At 58.7% G+C, this 16,976-nt stretch carries 16 protein-coding genes; 12 read left to right on the plus strand and 4 right to left on the minus strand.

Features of this window, described 5'->3' with window-relative positions:
• The first annotated feature begins 2 nt into the window (after positions 1-2).
• The 10 genes from LRK71_RS11240 to folD all read left to right on the plus strand — a co-directional run bounded on the left by LRK71_RS11240 (position 3) and on the right by folD (position 11,259).
• On the plus strand, positions 3-1,151 hold the full coding sequence (locus LRK71_RS11240) for an energy transducer TonB (protein WP_232403631.1): 1,149 nt from the start codon (positions 3-5) through the stop codon (positions 1,149-1,151).
• A gap of 136 nt (positions 1,152-1,287) precedes the next feature.
• On the plus strand, positions 1,288-2,625 hold the full coding sequence (tolB, locus tag LRK71_RS11245) for a Tol-Pal system beta propeller repeat protein TolB (protein WP_408636000.1): 1,338 nt from the start codon (positions 1,288-1,290) through the stop codon (positions 2,623-2,625).
• Between the two features lie 111 nt (positions 2,626-2,736).
• A complete protein-coding gene (gene pal, locus LRK71_RS11250; RefSeq protein ID WP_232403633.1) occupies positions 2,737-3,237 on the plus strand; it encodes a peptidoglycan-associated lipoprotein Pal in 501 nt (166 codons plus the stop codon).
• 4 nt (positions 3,238-3,241) lie between these two features.
• A complete protein-coding gene (gene ybgF, locus LRK71_RS11255) occupies positions 3,242-4,090 on the plus strand; it encodes a tol-pal system protein YbgF (RefSeq protein WP_232403635.1) in 849 nt (282 codons plus the stop codon).
• Positions 4,091-4,095: 5 nt separating this feature from the next.
• Positions 4,096-5,373, plus strand: coding sequence for a tRNA lysidine(34) synthetase TilS (tilS, locus tag LRK71_RS11260; RefSeq protein ID WP_232404162.1), 1,278 nt, complete (start codon positions 4,096-4,098; stop codon positions 5,371-5,373).
• A gap of 75 nt (positions 5,374-5,448) precedes the next feature.
• Positions 5,449-7,371 (plus strand): ATP-dependent zinc metalloprotease FtsH, encoded by a 1,923-nt coding sequence (gene ftsH / locus LRK71_RS11265; protein ID WP_232403636.1) that lies wholly within the window; start codon positions 5,449-5,451, stop codon positions 7,369-7,371.
• Positions 7,372-7,513: 142 nt separating this feature from the next.
• Entirely contained in the window at positions 7,514-8,089 is a 576-nt protein-coding gene (locus LRK71_RS11270; RefSeq protein ID WP_232403644.1) for an MOSC domain-containing protein, read from the plus strand.
• Between the two features lie 187 nt (positions 8,090-8,276).
• On the plus strand, positions 8,277-9,953 hold the full coding sequence (locus LRK71_RS11275) for a formate--tetrahydrofolate ligase (protein ID WP_232403654.1): 1,677 nt from the start codon (positions 8,277-8,279) through the stop codon (positions 9,951-9,953).
• A gap of 58 nt (positions 9,954-10,011) precedes the next feature.
• On the plus strand, positions 10,012-10,317 hold the full coding sequence (locus tag LRK71_RS11280; RefSeq protein ID WP_232403655.1) for a chorismate mutase: 306 nt from the start codon (positions 10,012-10,014) through the stop codon (positions 10,315-10,317).
• Positions 10,318-10,356: 39 nt separating this feature from the next.
• Positions 10,357-11,259, plus strand: coding sequence for a bifunctional methylenetetrahydrofolate dehydrogenase/methenyltetrahydrofolate cyclohydrolase FolD (folD, locus tag LRK71_RS11285; RefSeq protein ID WP_232403657.1), 903 nt, complete (start codon positions 10,357-10,359; stop codon positions 11,257-11,259).
• A 109-nt stretch (positions 11,260-11,368) separates the two neighbouring features.
• On the opposite strand, the gene LRK71_RS11290 is transcribed toward folD, so the two are convergent.
• Both LRK71_RS11290 and LRK71_RS11295 read right to left on the minus strand, forming a co-directional pair.
• A complete protein-coding gene (locus tag LRK71_RS11290) occupies positions 11,369-11,887 on the minus strand; it encodes a hypothetical protein (protein WP_232403659.1) in 519 nt (172 codons plus the stop codon).
• Positions 11,887-12,369 (minus strand): DUF2306 domain-containing protein, encoded by a 483-nt coding sequence (locus LRK71_RS11295; RefSeq protein ID WP_332460259.1) that lies wholly within the window; start codon positions 12,367-12,369, stop codon positions 11,887-11,889. The genes LRK71_RS11290 and LRK71_RS11295 overlap by 1 nt, the downstream gene beginning before the upstream one ends.
• 48 nt (positions 12,370-12,417) lie before the next feature.
• On the opposite strand from LRK71_RS11295, the gene LRK71_RS11300 reads away from it, so the two are divergent.
• Positions 12,418-13,161, plus strand: coding sequence for a LytTR family DNA-binding domain-containing protein (locus LRK71_RS11300; protein WP_232403671.1), 744 nt, complete (start codon positions 12,418-12,420; stop codon positions 13,159-13,161).
• A gap of 16 nt (positions 13,162-13,177) precedes the next feature.
• Here LRK71_RS11300 and LRK71_RS11305 read toward each other — a convergent pair whose 3' ends face one another.
• Positions 13,178-14,485, minus strand: coding sequence for a DUF8689 domain-containing protein (locus LRK71_RS11305; protein ID WP_232403673.1), 1,308 nt, complete (start codon positions 14,483-14,485; stop codon positions 13,178-13,180).
• Positions 14,486-14,999: 514 nt separating this feature from the next.
• Here LRK71_RS11305 and LRK71_RS11310 point away from each other — a divergent pair.
• Positions 15,000-16,379, plus strand: coding sequence for a methyl-accepting chemotaxis protein (locus tag LRK71_RS11310; protein WP_232403675.1), 1,380 nt, complete (start codon positions 15,000-15,002; stop codon positions 16,377-16,379).
• Positions 16,380-16,469: 90 nt separating this feature from the next.
• Here LRK71_RS11310 and LRK71_RS11315 read toward each other — a convergent pair whose 3' ends face one another.
• Entirely contained in the window at positions 16,470-16,976 is a 507-nt protein-coding gene (locus LRK71_RS11315; RefSeq protein WP_232403677.1) for a prepilin peptidase, read from the minus strand.

Genomic DNA, 16,976 nt, shown 5'->3' on the forward strand with positions numbered 1-16,976 from the left:
GCGTGCAGACCGGAACCAAAATTTCTCTTGCAGCGCATGGCTTTCTGGTGAGCTGGGCAGCCCTGGGCGGCTGGTTTTCGTCGGAACCCCTGCCTATCAAGGTGCAGGAGGTTGCGGTGATCTCTGAGGCGGAATTTGCCAAGTTGAGCCAGCAAACCCAGGCCCCCGATGTGATCGAAACGCCGAGCAGCCTGGCCGCGCCAGACCCCACTCCAGAGCCGCCGGAGGTGCCAATGCGCCCGGCGGATCGCCCCGATGTGACGCCCCCCGAAAGCCCCGCTATCCCCGAAGCTGAAGCCCCGGTTCCTGCCGAGCCCCAGCCCGAACCGGAGCCAGAGGTGAGCGATAGCCTTCCCGATCCGTTGGTGCCGCCAGAAACGGCAGAGCCGCTGTCGCCGCTGCTGGACACAACAGAGCCTGAAGCGCTCCGCCCGGCGGATCGTGTCGCCCCGGTCCCGGTGGAGGCGCCGGAGCCAGAGGTGGCGCTGGATGATCTGGTGCAACCGGAAGTGAGCCCTGATGCGGGCGCTGAAAGCGCGCAAGAGGTGCAAGAGGCCACTGCGCCCGAGGCGGCCAGCGATCGTATCGTCACCGAAGCAAACGAGAACGACGAGGCTGACCCCGCGCCGCCGGTGACTGCTCCTGTGACCTCGGTACGGCCAAAAACGCGCCCCCGCAGGCCCGCGCCCGCGCAAGAGCCCGCAACAGAGGTGGCTGAAACCACACCAGAGGCGCCGGAAGAAGATGCGCAGTCTTCAGCTATTGAGGATGCGCTTGCGGCGGCCATTGCAGGCGGCGGCGAGGTGGCGGCGCCTGAACCTTCTGGCCCGCCGCTGACACCGGGTGAAAAAGAGGTCCTGCGGGTGTCGGTCTCCAAGTGTTGGAATGTCGGCTCGCTGTCTTCTGAAGCGCTGAAAACCACTGTTGAGGTTGCGGTTTCGCTGGAGCGAGATGGCCGTCCAAGGGCTGGAACCATTCGCATGGTATCCAGCACCGGTGGATCCAGCGGCGCGGCACAGCAGGCCTATGAGACGGCGCGGCGGGCGATCATCCGCTGTGGCGCTGCTGGCTTTCAATTACCGGGCGATAAATATGACCACTGGCGCGACATCGTGATGACATTTAACCCTGAAAAGATGCGTATCAAATGAGACACGAAAAAGTGACAGCGCCGCAGGCTGGGCGCGGCTATGACACTGGGCAACAGGCGGGCGTTTTGGCCGCCACATCCCGGCGCGGACGACCCAACACTCACATGAAATCCATTTCTGAAAGGACGCGAGGCAAATGAGGCGCAAACTGACAGCCCTGGTGGCAAGCCTTCTGCTGGCGGCACCGCTGCTGACATCCGGCGGCGCAGCCCTGGCCCAGAATGGCCCGCTGCGGATCGAAATCACCGACGGCGTGATCGAGCCCTTGCCCTATGCGGTGCCGGGTTTCCTGGCTGAAACCCCGGCTGCGGCCGATCTGGCCAATCAAATCACCCGGGTCGTTGCGGCTGATCTGAACGGCACCGGATTGTTCCGCGAAGTACCGGCAACGGCGCATATCTCAACGGTGAGCGACTTCAACGCACCGGTGAAATTTGCCGATTGGAAAGCGGTGAATGCCCAGGCGCTGATCACCGGGGCGGTGTCGGTCAATGGCAAGCAATTGACGGTGCGGTTTCGTGGCTATGACGTTTTTGCCGACAAAGAGCTGGGGGCGGGGCTGCAATTCAGTGGTACCACCGATGGCTGGCGGCGTATGGCGCATAAGGTGGCCGATGCCATCTATAGCCGGATCACCGGCGAAAGCGGCTATTTCGACAGCCGGGTTGTGTTCGTTTCCGAAACCGGCCCCAAGAACGACCGCCGCAAGCGGTTGGCAATCATGGATTACGACGGCGCGGAAGTGCAGTACCTGACCAATAGCGCCGCCCTGGTGCTGGCGCCGCGGTTTTCGCCCACTGGCGACAGGGTGCTGTATACCAGCTATGAAAGCGGCTTTCCGCAGATCCATGTGCTGGACGTGGGCAAGGTGCAGCGGCGGGTCCTGTCGGCAGACAAAGGTATCATGAGCTTTGCCCCCCGCTTTGCGCCGGATGGCAAGATGGTGGTCTATTCGCAGGCCGAAGGCGGCAATACCGATCTTTATACCATGGATATCGCCACCGGCAGCCGTACCCGGCTGACCAATGCCCCCTCGATCGAGACGGCACCCTCCTATTCGCCCGATGGCAGCCAGATCGTGTTTGAAAGCGACCGCTCCGGTTCGCCGCAGCTTTATGTGATGGCCGCCTCGGGCGGCGAAGCGCGCCGGATCAGTTTTGGCAAGGGGCGCTACGGTACCCCGGTCTGGTCGCCGCGTGGTGATCTCATCGCCTTTACCAAGCAGAACAAGGGGCGTTTCCATATTGGCGTGATGCGGGTGGATGGCAGCGAAGAGCGCCTGCTCACGGCGTCATTTCTGGATGAGGGGCCAACCTGGTCGCCAAACGGTCGGGTGATCATGTTCACCCGCGAAACCCAGGGTGCCAATGGTCGGGCGCTGCTCTATTCGGTGGATATCCTTGGGCGGAACCTCAAACCGGTGCGCACGCCGGACGGGGCCTCGGATCCGGCCTGGTCGCCGCTGCAGCAATAAGGCACAGTTCGGCGCAATCCGGTGCCGATAGGCAAGACAGGAAGACCTGCATAGAATCGACCCCGCCTCTGTGGTAGGTTGTGGTCAGAAACCAAAGGAATAGGCATTGTGATGAGCGGTTTTAAAAAGGCATTCGTACTGGTTGCGGCCCTGGGGCTGGCAGCCTGTAGCAACACCTCCTGGAATGATGCCGGGGCGGGCAACGCGGGTGGCAGCGGAATTGCCGGGTCCAACCTTGATCCTGCCAGCCCGGCCTATTTCCAGGAAGCCATTGGCGACCGGGTGCTGTTTCTGATCGATCAGTCCACTCTGAACCCCGAAGCCGAAGCGATCCTGCAGGGACAGGCGCGTTGGCTGGCCAGTAATTCTGATTATGTGGTCACCATTCAGGGCCATGCGGATGAACAGGGCACACGGGAATACAACCTCGCCCTGGGCGCACGCCGCGCTAACTCTGCCCGTGAATATCTGATCTCGCAGGGCGTTGCCGGCTCGCGCATTCAGGTGGTCAGCTATGGCAAGGAGCGTCCGCTTGAAATTTGCTCGGCTGAAAGCTGTTATGCCAAGAACCGGCGCGCGGTGACCGTGTTGGCTGGCGGATTGACGGGGTAAGATGATGCGCCTGTTGCAAGCCGCCTTTCTTTCGGCCACCCTTTTGACTGTGCTCCCCGTTGCGGGGCCTGTTTTGGCGCAGGACCAGCAAACCCTGGCGGATATCCGCCAAGAGTTGACGGTGCTGCACGTGGATATCCAACGCCTGAAACGTGAACTGTCGACCACCGGCGGTGTTGGGTCTGGCGCGGCGGCGGGCAGTTCGGTGCTGGACCGCGTCGGCGCGATTGAGGCCGGGCTGCAGCGGCTGACCGCGCAAACCGAACAGTTGGAATACCGGATCAATCGCATCGTCGCAGACGGCACCAACCGTATTGGCGATCTGGAATTTCGCTTGGTTGAACTGGAAGGTGGCGATATTGCCGCTCTTGGCGAAACCACCACCCTGGGCGGCGTAGAAACGCTGGATCAGGCTGGGGCTGGCTCTGCGGCAGGTGGCGACGCCATGGATGCGCAAGATACCGAACTTGCAGTGGGCGAACAGGCGGATTTCAACGCCGCCGCGCAAGCCCTGAGCGAGGGGGCGCATCAGGTGGCTGCAGAAAAATTTGCCATCTTCTCGCAATCCTATCCTGGCAGCCCATTGGCACCAGAGGCAGATTTCAACCGGGGCAAGGCGCTGGATGGGCTGGGCGATACCCGTGAAGCCGCGCGCGCCTATCTGGCATCGTTTTCTGGCGATGCAACCGGCTCCATCGCGCCCAAGGCGCTGTTCGAGTTGGGAGCGGCTCTGGGGCGGCTGGGGCAACTTGATCAGGCCTGCATCACCCTGTCTGAGGTTGGTGTGCGCTTTCCAGGGGATGAGACCGTCGCGCAGGCCAATTCTGAAATGGCCACGCTGGGGTGCTCTTGACCGGAATGAACCCGGATCAGACAGATACGGAACAGCGGCGCCAGGCACTGGTAGAGCATCTGCGCGGCCAGTTTTCGTCGGATCTGCCAGCGCGCATTGGCATTGCAGTGTCAGGCGGTGGTGATTCTGTCGCCTTGATGCATCTGCTGCAGGACTGTTTTTGCGACGCCCCGGTGGAGCTGATGGTGGCAACGGTGGATCACGGTTTGCGCCCCGAAGCACATCAAGAGGCCGTGCAGGTTGCCGACATGGCGCGGGATCTAGGCCTGTCGCATACCCTGTTGCGTTGGACAGAGGGGCCAACAAAGACTGGTAACCTGCAGGATCAGGCCCGCCGCGCCCGCTACGGGTTGTTGACGGGCTGGGCGCGTCAGAACGGTATTGCGAAGCTGGCGCTTGGGCATACGGCGGATGATCAGGCTGAAACTGTTCTGATGCGGCTGATGCGCGCCTCTGGGGTTAATGGTCTGGCGGCAATGCCGCGGCGGCGCACCCAGGATGGCATCACACTGATACGGCCGCTGCTGGGTCTGCGCCGGGCAGAGTTACGGGCCTATTTACGTTCTCGTGGGCAGACCTGGATCGAGGACCCCTCGAACCAGGATGAACGGTTCGATCGCATCAAAACCCGCAAAGCTCTCGGCGCGCTGGAGGATCTGGGGCTGACAGTAGAGGCGCTGTCTACGGTTGCTCAGAATATGGGCAAAGCCCAGCGGGCATTGGGATGGTATGCTTTTTTGGCTGCACGTGATATGATTCAGCATGAGGTCGGCGCCATCGTGATTGAGTTGCGAAAGTTTCGCGCTTTGCCGGATGAAATCTCTCATCGGTTGATGTCGCAGGCGCTTTTGTGGATCTCTGGCAGCCAATACCCGCCCAGACGCCAACCTATGATCGATGCTGTCGCACTTGCGCAACGGGGGGGCTCTCTGACGTTGTCGGGCTGCCGCATCCTTGGCCATAAAGGCAATATCTGGATCTGCCGTGAAGGTGCCGCTGTGCAACAAGCGACCGCCTTGCCAGGGCAGATTTGGGATCAAAACTGGCGCGTTTATGCAGGTAAATTAAAGGCTTGTGAGGTCAGGCCTCTTGGCGAACAGGGGTTGAAATCCTGCCCCGACTGGCGTCAGATCGGCTGTCCTGCCCCGGTTCTGGAGGCCACACCTGCGCTGTGGCGCGGGGGGGATCTGATGGCCGCGCCGTTGGCCGGATTGAGCAATGGAAGCCGGGCAGAAGTAGTAAATAGTGTAGAAGAGTTCTATGCATCGCTTTTATCGCATTGAACCTGCCTGAATGTTCCTTATTTTATGCGTAACGAGGGCACCCTGTGAAGGGGCCCGGATATTGGGAGATATTCCTTGGGTAACGCACGTAACATCGCTTTCTGGGTTGTTCTGTTCGTCTTGATCCTGGCGCTGTTCAATTTGTTCAGTGGCTCAGGCGGAACGATGCAGAGCAATGAACGCACCTTTTCTGACTTTGTCACCTCGGTTGAGTCAGGGCAGGTCGCCACTGTGGTTCTGGATGGGGAGCAGGTTCGCTATTCCACTTCGGATGGCAGCAGTTTTGTCACCATCAAGCCAGCCGATGCAGAAGTCACCTCGCTGCTGATCGAAAACAACATTCCGGTTCGCGCCGAAAAGCAGCAGCAGTCTGGGTTCCAGTCTTTCCTGATCACCCTGTTGCCCTTTGTGTTACTGATCGGCGTCTGGATCTACTTCATGAATCGGATGCAGGGCGGCGGCAAAGGCGGGGCTATGGGCTTTGGCAAGTCCAAGGCCAAGATGCTGACCGAGAAACAGGGTCGCGTCACCTTTGACGATGTTGCCGGCATTGATGAGGCCAAGGAAGAGCTGGAAGAGATTGTTGAATTCCTGCGCAACCCGCAGAAATTCTCGCGTCTGGGCGGCAAGATCCCCAAGGGCGCGCTGCTGGTGGGCCCTCCCGGTACTGGTAAAACCCTGCTGGCCCGCGCCATCGCAGGTGAGGCCGGTGTACCGTTCTTCACCATTTCGGGCTCTGATTTTGTTGAGATGTTTGTCGGCGTCGGGGCCTCTCGTGTGCGTGACATGTTTGAGCAGGCGAAAAAGAATGCGCCCTGTATTGTGTTCATTGATGAAATCGACGCTGTGGGTCGCCATCGTGGCGCCGGCTATGGCGGCGGCAATGATGAACGCGAACAAACCTTGAACCAGCTGCTGGTTGAAATGGACGGGTTTGAGGCCAATGAGGGCGTCATCATCTTGGCCGCAACCAACCGGAAAGATGTGTTGGACCCTGCCTTGCTGCGCCCCGGTCGTTTTGACCGCAACGTCACCGTCGGCAACCCCGACATCAAGGGCCGCGAAAAGATCCTGGGCGTACATGCCCGCAAGACCCCGCTGGGTCCCGACGTCGATCTACGCATCATTGCGCGTGGCACCCCTGGGTTCTCGGGTGCTGACCTGGCCAACCTGGTGAATGAATCTGCCTTGATGGCTGCTCGTGTTGGCCGCCGCTTTGTCACCATGGAGGATTTTGAAGCCGCCAAGGACAAGGTGATGATGGGGGCTGAGCGTCGCTCTATGGTGCTGACGCAGGACCAGAAGGAAAAGACCGCCTTCCACGAGGCAGGCCATGCTGTTGTTGGCCTGAAGCTGCCGGAATGTGATCCTGTCTATAAGGCGACAATCATTCCACGCGGCGGTGCCTTGGGCATGGTTGTGTCTCTGCCGGAAATGGATCGGTTGAACTGGCACAAGGATGAATGCAATCAAAAGCTGGCCATGACCATGGCGGGCAAGGCGGCAGAGGTCATCAAATATGGTGAAGACCATGTCTCTAATGGACCTGCCGGCGATATCCAGCAGGCCAGCCAGCTGTCGCGCGCGATGATCATGCGCTGGGGCATGTCAGACAAGGTGGGCAATATTGACTACGCCGAGGCCCATGAAGGCTATAGTGGCAATACCACCGGTTTTTCGATCTCAGCCCATACCAAAGAGTTGATCGAGGAAGAGGTCCGCGTCTTTATCCAGAATGGCTATGATCGTGCCTTTCAGATCCTGACCGATCATAAGGAAGAATGGGAACGCCTGGCGCTGGGGCTGTTGGAATATGAAACCCTGACGGGCGAAGAAATCAAACGTGTCATGCGCGGCGAGTCGCCTCATGAAAGCGGTGATGATTCCGACGAAGACGAGGGCAATTCTTCGGTGACTGCCATCCCCAAGGCCAAGCCGAAAAAGCCATCTTCTGAGGCTGACAAGGATTCCGGGCTGGAGCCTGAACCCACCTCATAGGGGCTAAGGGCCTGCGTCCTTTGCCACGGTCAAAACGAGAGAAAGCCCCAAAAACCGCTGCTGGTTTTTGGGGCTTTCTATTGGGTTCATTGCCTTTATGGTTGCGCGCAGAAAAACTGCTGCAACAAGGATAGGAACGGACATGCCGGTCTTGCTGGAAACCGAATACAAAGGCGATGTGGTCTGGGCAGGTGCAACACCGGCTGATGGTGGCGTTTCGTCGACGTCTTCTGGGGTGCTGACCCTGGGATTTCACGGGCTGCTGGGCGAACGCCACCAGGGTGAAAATCGCGCCTCATGTGTGCGAGTCTCCAACCTCTATCCCCAGGGCACCACCATCCGCAACGTGCGACAGCTGAGTATCCTCTCAGAGGAAGAGCTGGCGCTGATTGCCGCGGATATGGGGCTGGAGCAGGTTGACCCGGGTGCATTGGGGGCGAATCTGGTGCTGCGCGGGATCCCGGATTTTACCTATGTGCCGCCCTCGTCGCGGCTGCAGGGGCCAGATGGTGTGACCTTGACGGTGGATATGGAAAACCGCCCCTGCATCTTTCCGGGGCGTGAAATCGAAAAAACGCACAAAGGTTTTGGACCCAAGTTCAAACCCGCTGCAGGCGAACGACGGGGAATCACCGCCTGGGTCGAACGCCCCGGCCAGTTGAAGATCGGGGACAGCCTGCGCTTGTTTGTGCCCGATCAGCGCGTCTGGGCCCCCTGAGAATGGGCAAATTGGGGCAGGGATTTCGTTTGCACGTCATTCGTTTCCGGCAAACTGTAGAGGAACGCCGCTTCATGGCCGGATAATGTCGGAAATCACGCGCGCGTTGTGCCGCATTCTGTCTAGATCTGAAACAGAACCGGCGTTGACATGCCAATGATCTATACTCTCAGTCAGGAACCAGGCCATGAGCTACAAGAGTGATATCGAGATTGCCCGCGAGGCACAGAAGCTCCCGATTCAAGAAATCGGTGCCAAGATGGGCATTTCCAGCGACGATTTGCTGCCCTATGGCCACGATAAGGCCAAGGTAAGCCAAGCGTTCATCAATTCGGTGCAAGACCGCGAAGATGGCAAGCTGATCCTGGTGACTGCGATCAACCCGACGCCTGCGGGCGAAGGCAAGACCACCACCACTGTGGGGCTGGGCGACGGGCTGAACCGCATTGGCAAGAACGCCATGGTCTGCATCCGCGAAGCCTCGCTTGGGCCAAACTTTGGCATGAAGGGCGGCGCAGCAGGTGGCGGCTATGCACAGGTTGTGCCGATGGAGGATATGAACCTCCACTTCACCGGCGATTTCCACGCCATTACCTCGGCGCACTCGCTGCTGTCGGCGATGATCGACAACCACATCTACTGGGGCAACGAATGCGACATCGACATCCGTCGCGTGGCCTGGCGTCGTGTGGTCGATATGAACGACCGCGCCCTGCGCCAGATCACCGCCTCGCTGGGGGGGGTGTCCAACGGTTTCCCACGCGAAACCGGCTTTGACATCACTGTGGCCTCCGAGGTTATGGCAATTCTGTGCCTGGCCACCGATCTGAAGGACCTGGAGACCCGCCTGGGCGATATCATCGTGGCCTACCGCCGCGATAAAACAGCTGTCTACTGCCGCGACATCAAGGCCGAGGGCGCGATGACCGTGCTGTTGAAGGATGCGATGCAGCCAAACCTGGTGCAGACGCTGGAAAACAACCCCGCCTTTGTGCACGGCGGTCCCTTCGCCAATATCGCCCATGGCTGCAACTCGGTAATTGCCACCAAGACCGCGATGAAAATCACCGATTACGTTGTGACCGAAGCGGGCTTTGGTGCGGATCTGGGCGCTGAGAAGTTCATGAATATCAAGTGCCGCAAGGCCGGAATCGCGCCCTCGGCTGTGGTGCTGGTTGCGACTGTGCGCGCAATGAAGATGAACGGCGGCGTTGCCAAGGCGGACCTGGGGGAAGAAAACGTCGATGCGGTGAACAACGGCTGTGCCAACCTTGGTCGTCATATTGAAAACATCAAGAGCTTTGGTGTGCCGGTTATTGTCGCGATCAACCACTTCGTCACCGACACAGAGGCCGAAGTCGATGCGGTCAAGGCCTATGCCGCCACCCATGGCGTCGAGGCGGTGCTGTCGCGCCACTGGGAACTGGGCTCGGAAGGCTCTGCCCCACTGGCGGAAAAGGTTGTGGAAATTGTTGATGCCGGTCAGGCCAACTTTGCCCCGATCTACCCGGACGAGATGTCCCTGTTCGACAAGATCGACACCATCGCCAAGCGTATCTACCGCGCCGATGAGGTGCTGGCCGATACCAAGATCCGCAATCAGCTGATGGAATGGGAAGCGGCCGGCTACGGTAATCTGCCGGTCTGCATGGCCAAGACGCAGTATTCCTTCTCTACGGACCCAAGCCTGCGCGGCGCCCCAGTAGGGCATTCGGTGCCGGTACGTGAGGTACGGCTTTCGGCGGGGGCAGGGTTTATTGTCGCAGTCTGTGGTGAAATCATGACAATGCCGGGTCTGCCCCGTACTCCTGCGGCGGAAAGTATCTGCCTGAATGACGGTGGCCAAATCGAAGGCTTGTTCTAAGCTGAAAAAAGCGCAATCTGCGGCCCGAGACATTCTCGGGCCGCAAGAGTTTTAACTGATGACTGAATTGATTCCGGCGCAGCACTGCGCTGACATGAGCGAACTGCGTAGCCAGATTGATGATCTGGATAAAATACTGGTAGAGCTGCTGGCCAAGCGGGCGGGATACATTGACCGCGCGGTTGAGCTGAAAACCCAAAATGGCTGGCCCGCGCGGATCCCAGCCAGGGTGGAAGAGGTCGTCGCAAACGCCCGCGCCAAGGCGGGTCAGGCCGGGCTGGATCCGGATCTGATCGAGAGCCTGTGGCGCCAGCTGGTGGAATGGTCGATTGCGCGCGAAGCATGCGTGATCCACGAGACATAATGCGGGCCGGTTTGGTCTCGCGGTAGAAGGAAGAATGCAATGGCAGCAGATCTCATTGACGGCAAGGCCTTTGCCGCAACTGTACGTGGCAAGGTGGCAGGCCATGTTGCGCGCCTGAAGGAAGAACACGACATCACCCCCGGCCTCGCCGTGGTGCTGGTAGGGGAAGACCCTGCTTCCCAGGTCTATGTGCGCTCCAAGGGCAAGCAGACCGTCGAGGTGGGCATGAATTCATATGAACACAAAATGGATGTAGAGACCTCGCAAGAGGATCTGCTGGCAGTCATTGACAAGCTGAACAATGATCCTGCGGTGCATGGCATTCTGGTGCAACTGCCGTTGCCGGCCCATCTGAACGAGGATCTGATTATCAATTCCATCGCGCCCGAGAAGGACGTGGATGGCTTCCATATCTCTAACGTTGGTCTGCTGGGTACCGGGCAGAAAAGCATGGTTCCCTGCACCCCGCTGGGCTGTCTGATGATGCTGCGCGACTATCACGGCAGCCTGTCGGGTATGGATGCGGTGGTGATTGGCCGCTCCAACATCGTGGGCAAGCCGATGGCGCAACTGCTGCTGGGCGACAGCTGCACCGTGACCATTGCACATAGCCGCACCAAAGATCTGGCCGATGTGGTGCGCCGCGCGGATATCGTGGTTGCCGCCGTTGGTCGCCCCGAAATGGTGCCCGGCGACTGGATCAAGGAAGGTGCCACGGTGATTGACGTCGGTATCAACCGTATCCCGGCACCTGAAAAAGGTGACGGCAAGATGAAACTGGTAGGTGATGTTGATTTCGCCAGCTGTTCAGAGCGTGCAGGGGCAATTACGCCAGTTCCCGGTGGTGTGGGTCCGATGACTATTGCCTGCTTGCTGGCAAATACGGTCACGGCCTGCTGCCGCGCGCATGGTCTGGCAGAGCCCGAAGGCCTGACTGCCTGATCCTGGCCACGGTGGGTTGAGATTGGACAGGGGCCCCCATTTTGGGGGCCCTTTTTGTGCCGCTGTCGCGCGGGGGCGGGGCAGAGGGCAGGAAAGGAAGAGGGCCGCGTCAGGTTTCGCCCAGTCTCTGGGACATTGCGTCCGCTGGTTGTGGTTGCCAAAACAGGATCCGCAAAGCCCGTCCCAGAAAACTGCCCGAGGCCAGACCCAGCAGGGTGGCAAGGATCAGCCCAAAGGCCAGCGAGGCGCTGATTTCAGGCGCAACTGCGTCCACCAGCGCGTTGGCAAAATTGACCCAGAACAACAGCATCATCATAGCCATGCTGAACCATTCGCCACGGACCCAGGCTTTCAGCCCTCGGCGTGTGATCATCCACCGGGCCTGCAGGCGATGACCCAGCAGCGCACCACAAAGATAGGTCACGCCCCAGACCGCTAGCGCCAGCTCTAGGTTGGGCTGCGCCTGTAGGGTGGGCAAATTGCTGATCGCAATCAGGGGCATCGCCAGATAGGTAGGGATCAGCACCGGGTGATCGCGGGAAGAATGCAGCCCCAGAAGCACCAAGACCAGCAGCAATGGCCAGATCCAGACCGGTGCGCCGGCCAGAATGGCAAAAAATATTTCCATCACAGAATTCCTTTCAAAGACAAAAAATAACCATGTGCATCAGTCGAGTCGGCAGTAGGGTAAAGGCACCCGCCCCCAATAGGGCACCAAAGCTTAGCCAGATCATCACGCGACGGTGGATCTCCAGGTGTCTTCGGGGGCACCATATGGATCGCGTAGCAGAGAGCCCCTAGGGTCAGAACCGAAAGCAGATGAATGGGGCTGAAGCCGCCAATCAGCCGGATCTCCTGGAGCCAGAAGCTGGTGACGGCACCCAGGGACATGAGGCTAACCCAACTCGAGCCCATCCACCGATGCCACCTGTTGCCGCGTGGCGGGGCAAATTGCGCGCTGGTGATAGGCAGCAGCGCCAGGGCGGCACCCGCGTGGATTTGAATGCTTGGCGGGGCGGCAAGTAGCGGTGCGAGGGACATGTTGGCTCCAGGGCTGGGATAGGTTCTTGCCAGAGCTGGCAGGTTGCCCCTTGCCTTGGCAAAGCCCATTGCGCCAAATACGGCGAGGTTTCGTGACTTGCAGGGGTTTGCAACCAAATGTCATTGACGATGCGTGAACAGAGCAGGGCGGTGCAGCTGGTGGCTCTTTGGCTGTTGATCACTGTTTTTGCCGCCGCTGTTGGACCCTTTGGCACATTTGATGTCTTGGCTCTGCCCGGGCGTTTGGTCTATTGGGCGGTAATTGTCGGGGCTTCAATTGGGCTTACAAGGGGGCTGCACCAGCTGTTGCGAGGAAAATCCGAGCCCCTTCGACTGATGGCGCAACTGCCCTATGCGCTGGTTCTGGCAGTGCTGGTTCAGGGGATGAACCTGCTGATCTTTCCCAATTGGGGCGGCTGGGCGGATTTTGGGTTTCTCTTCGCCGCCACCGCCTCTCTTGTCCTGCTGGTTGAGATCTTTGTGTTTCTTGCCCGCCATTTCTTGTTTCAGCCTACCGGTAACAGCGCGACACCTGCGGCAGAACCCGCAGCGGAGCTTGGCTTTTTGCGGCGGCTGCCCCTGGATAAACGCGCGCCTCTGGTGCGGTTGGAAGCGCAGGATCACTATCTGCTGGTAGTAACAGATCGCGGTCAGGAGACGCTGCTGATGCGATTGGGGGATGCCGAGGCCGAACTGGCAGAAACCGGGCTGCGCGTGCATCGCTCCCACTGGGTGTCGCGGGGCCGGGTGCTGCGACACCAGCGGCAAAAGGGCCGTGATTTTTTGCATATGGCGGATGGTACGGCGGTGCCGATCAGTCGCAGCTACAAACCCGCCGCCCAGGCCTGTGGCCTGATGTAAGAATGGGCCAGCGCCTCTACTTCACGATATGCTCGTCCTTGACAAACATATTGTCCCAGGCGCGGTCGATCAGTTCGGGGGTCATCTGATAGGGGATGCCTTCGAATTCGCAGATGGCGATCATCTGATCGATCAGAAAGATCGGTTGGTAATTGGCGTAGATGTTGTCGATTGTCGGGTACTTTGCTTTCAGCAGATGCACCAGCGCACCTTCGTTCAGCGGCATGCCTCGCTTGCGTGCCACCATGGCAAAGATCTTGAGAAAGTTTTCCTGGTTCGGCCCGTCGATCTTGATCTTGAAAAAGATCCGCCGCAGCGCTGCCTGGTCAAAGATCTCATTGGGGTGAAAGTTGGTGGAAAAGATCACCAGCGTGTCAAAGGGCACCTCAAACTTTTCCCCGGATTGAAGGGCCAGGATATCCTTGTTTTCTTCCAGCGGTACAATCCAGCGGTTAACCAGCGATTGGGGCGGCTCTGCCTGCCGTCCAAGGTCATCAACGATGAAGATGCCACCGGTTGATTTCAGCTGCAGTGGCGCCTGATAGGTGCGCGCGGTGGGGTTGTAGACCAGATCCAGCATATCCAACGTCAGCTCGCCACCGGTGATCACCGTGGGGCGTTCACATTTCACATAGCGGCTGTCAAACCGTTTGGGGCGGCGCAGGGCGGTGGGGTCCTCGGGGGCTTCCTCTATCAGGCTGTGTACGATCGGGTCATAGACGGTGATCACCTGCCCGGCATATTCAATCGCCCGCGGCACATAGACATGATCGCCCAGGGCATCGCGAATGCCGTTTGAAATCGAGGATTTGCCGTTGCCGGGGGGGCCATACATCAGGATAGAGCGCCCGGCGCTGACTGCCGGCCCCAGATGGTCCAGCAGGCTGTCTGGTAGCACCAGGTGGCCCATGGCACTGACCAGCTGTGCACGGGTGACCATGATATTGCGGATCGATTGGCGTTCGATCTGTTCGCGGTAGACCGCCAGAGGCACTGGCATGGCACCAAAGTATTCAGATTGGCTCAGCGCATCCTGCGCCCGCGCCTTGCCCGCATCTGTCAGCTGATAGCCCATTTCATTGCCGCTATTGGCGTTGAGCGTGCCAGTGGCCTCCAGCAGTTTGTGTTCGCGGGCCAGGTCGATCAGCTCTTGGGTGACGGGGATGGGCAAGCAAATGGCCTCGGCCACCTCACTGACGACATTGACGTTTTTGCGGTAGATCGTTTTCAGCAGGATATCTCGCATCATCACGATGGGAAGTTGCATCTGCACCAAGCCCTTGGGGGCGGGGGGGGCCGTTACGGGGCTGTCGTGCATATTCATCTGGTGGCCTGCTCATCTGATCGCAAAGGTGTCGGGGCCTGCCAACGGGGGGCAGGGGGCTTGCGCAACAGTCTATTCACCACTGCGGCAAGACTGAGGCAAAGCCAAAGCATTTTGGCGGTACAGTACGACAGATTTGAAATGGATTGGAGCCAATACCTGCAGTCCACGCCCGACGGTCATTTTCAGAGGGTCGGGTGGTGAAAGCTTAACCATCAGAGGCTTTGTTGATTACGGGGTGGGGCAAGGACCAGGAGGGCTTGACCTTAACCGGAAAACCTCGGCCGGCAGCGGTTCGCACAGGCGGATTTTGTCCTAGTGATTCGTAACCCATGCTGCTGTGGGCATGGCCTGGCTGCACTTAATAGGGGAAATAGGTCTCAGTTCTATACTAAAGGGGGGCCAAATACGCCTAAATTTCTACCCTGAGGAGAAGCGGGGAGTGTTAAGCCTTTCTAGGTGCAGGGGTCACATACTGCTGCTTAGTAAGGCGTTGTTATTTGGGATAAGGTTGATGACATTGTTTGGTTCAAAAAGACGCGACGAGGCCAGGGAACTGGCAGAGAAACGAGCATTCATGGACGTCATTGACCGCACTCAAGCGGTTATTGAGTTTAAAACAGATGGAACAATCCTGAAAGCCAATGACAATTTTCTTTCAGCATTGGGATATGATCTGGATGAGATCGTTGGGAAACATCATTCTATGTTTCTCGACCCTGAATACGTCAAGACAGAGAGCTACAGGGTGTTCTGGAAAAACCTCGCTGCGGGTGAATTTTTTACAGACCAGTTCCCAAGGGTGACCAAGAGCGGAGAGGAAATCTGGATCCAGGCAACCTACGCCCCTGTTCTGGCGGCTGATGGAACTGTTGACTATGTCATCAAGCTGGCCACCGATGTAACCCAACGTAGAAAAGATACCGAGGACATCGCCAGCGGTTTGGCGGAAATGGCCAGTGGGAACCTAGCGCATCACGTTGAGATCTCTAGTCTGGAGGACCTAAGTGTTCTGGGCCGGTCGCTGAACCAAGCAATGAAACAGCTTTCAGAGGCCATGGAGACTGTCAAAACCGTGTCTGTGGCAGTTTCCGCCACGGCTCAGGAAATCAACGGATCAACCTCGGAGTTGTCAAACCGAACCGAGACACAGGCGGCGACCCTGGAACAAACCGCAGCAGCGCTTGAAGAACTGACAGCGACCGTACGGTCCGCAGCTGAGGGTGCAAAGCAGGTCGAAGATATTGTTGCCGCTGCAACAGCAGCCGCCAAAGGCAGCAATCAAGTTGTGCAAGATGCCATTGTCGCAATGGATAATATCCGCGGATCCTCAGACAAGATTTCTCATATCATTTCAGTCATCGACGATATTTCCTTCCAGACAAACCTTCTGGCCCTGAACGCCGGGGTCGAAGCGGCCCGTGCAGGCGAAGCAGGACGTGGTTTTGCCGTGGTTGCCTCGGAGGTCCGGGCTTTGGCACAACGATCCACGGAGGCTGCTGGAGAAATCAAACAGCTAATCGCAGAAAGTTCCGGTCATGTGAACAAAGGGGTGGAGCTGGTTGGCAAAGCCGGAGTTGAGCTGAATTCCATTATCAGCAATGTCAGCAATATTTCAGGGCATGTGTCTGATATCGCCCGTGGTGCACAGGAACAATCGATAACACTGGAAGAAATCAATACCGGTGTAAGCCAGCTGGATGCGGTGACGCAGCAAAACGCAGCCATGGTGGAAGAGACCACAGCAGCAAGCCAAATTCTGGCAAATGATGCAACAAATCTGGCGCAGCAGGTGGATAGGTTCAGCACCCAGCCTGGAAACATCGTATCACTGCCTTCGAGGGGGGCTTCAAATGGCGATCGCTACGATGACAGTGCTGCATTTGGAACTTGATGCGCCGTTCCTGGACCTGTGCTTTTAGGCTCCGATAGCGCGCTCTTGGCGACTTTGCCGACACAAGTTTTTGCGAAACCCTGGCTAGCGTTATTGCCCGAAACTGGCCACCAGGATCAGATAGATGGCCAGGGTCCCGCCGAGGCTAAAGCCCATGGGGAATTTCTTGCCGGCGCTCCAACTGCCCCAAGTGGGGGCGAGGCTGCGCAGGGGGGTGAATTTGGTCAGGCGATGGGTGGCAAAGGCGGCCAGCAGGTTGGCAGAATAGATCATCATCAGGGCGGGAAGGTCGGCCAGGACAACCAGCGGCGCAGCCGCGCCGATGAATTTGGCGTCACCTGCCCCCATGACGCCGGCAGAAAAGAACACAAACCCCAGCGCCACGCCAATCGGCAGATGCAGCAATTGCCAGCCATAGTCTGCCCAAGTCGGCATGATGAACAGCCCAAGGATTACATAGACCGCACCGAGGCTGTCATTGATCCAGTTGGGGATGCGCATCATGCTCAGGTCGGTATAGGCGGCCGCAAAACACAGGGGCAGCACAAAGGGCAGGAACCAGCGGGCGACTTCGGCCGAGCCGACAAGCCCCACCAT

Origin of the sequence: Pseudophaeobacter flagellatus, assembly GCF_021228235.1 — a bacterium.
In the GTDB taxonomy this organism is placed as follows: Bacteria; Pseudomonadota; Alphaproteobacteria; order Rhodobacterales; family Rhodobacteraceae; genus Pseudophaeobacter; species Pseudophaeobacter flagellatus.

Bases quoted from the DNA above. Each gene is read 5' to 3' on its own strand.
- tolB (WP_408636000.1), top strand. From the start codon at position 1,288: ATGAGGCGCAAACTGACAGCCCTGGTGGCAAGCCTTCTGCTGGCGGCA.
- pal (WP_232403633.1), top strand. From the start codon at position 2,737: ATGAGCGGTTTTAAAAAGGCATTCGTACTGGTTGCGGCCCTGGGGCTG.
- ybgF (WP_232403635.1), top strand. From the start codon at position 3,242: ATGCGCCTGTTGCAAGCCGCCTTTCTTTCGGCCACCCTTTTGACTGTG.
- tilS (WP_232404162.1), top strand. From the start codon at position 4,096: ATGAACCCGGATCAGACAGATACGGAACAGCGGCGCCAGGCACTGGTA.
- LRK71_RS11270 (WP_232403644.1), top strand. From the start codon at position 7,514: ATGCCGGTCTTGCTGGAAACCGAATACAAAGGCGATGTGGTCTGGGCA.
- LRK71_RS11275 (WP_232403654.1), top strand. From the start codon at position 8,277: ATGAGCTACAAGAGTGATATCGAGATTGCCCGCGAGGCACAGAAGCTC.
- LRK71_RS11280 (WP_232403655.1), top strand. From the start codon at position 10,012: ATGACTGAATTGATTCCGGCGCAGCACTGCGCTGACATGAGCGAACTG.
- folD (WP_232403657.1), top strand. From the start codon at position 10,357: ATGGCAGCAGATCTCATTGACGGCAAGGCCTTTGCCGCAACTGTACGT.
- LRK71_RS11290 (WP_232403659.1), bottom strand. From the start codon at position 11,887: ATGGAAATATTTTTTGCCATTCTGGCCGGCGCACCGGTCTGGATCTGG.
- LRK71_RS11295 (WP_332460259.1), bottom strand. From the start codon at position 12,369: ATGGGCTTTGCCAAGGCAAGGGGCAACCTGCCAGCTCTGGCAAGAACC.
- LRK71_RS11300 (WP_232403671.1), top strand. From the start codon at position 12,418: ATGTCATTGACGATGCGTGAACAGAGCAGGGCGGTGCAGCTGGTGGCT.
- LRK71_RS11305 (WP_232403673.1), bottom strand. From the start codon at position 14,485: ATGAATATGCACGACAGCCCCGTAACGGCCCCCCCCGCCCCCAAGGGC.
- LRK71_RS11310 (WP_232403675.1), top strand. From the start codon at position 15,000: ATGACATTGTTTGGTTCAAAAAGACGCGACGAGGCCAGGGAACTGGCA.
- LRK71_RS11315 (WP_232403677.1), bottom strand. From the start codon at position 16,976: ATGGTGGGGCTTGTCGGCTCGGCCGAAGTCGCCCGCTGGTTCCTGCCC.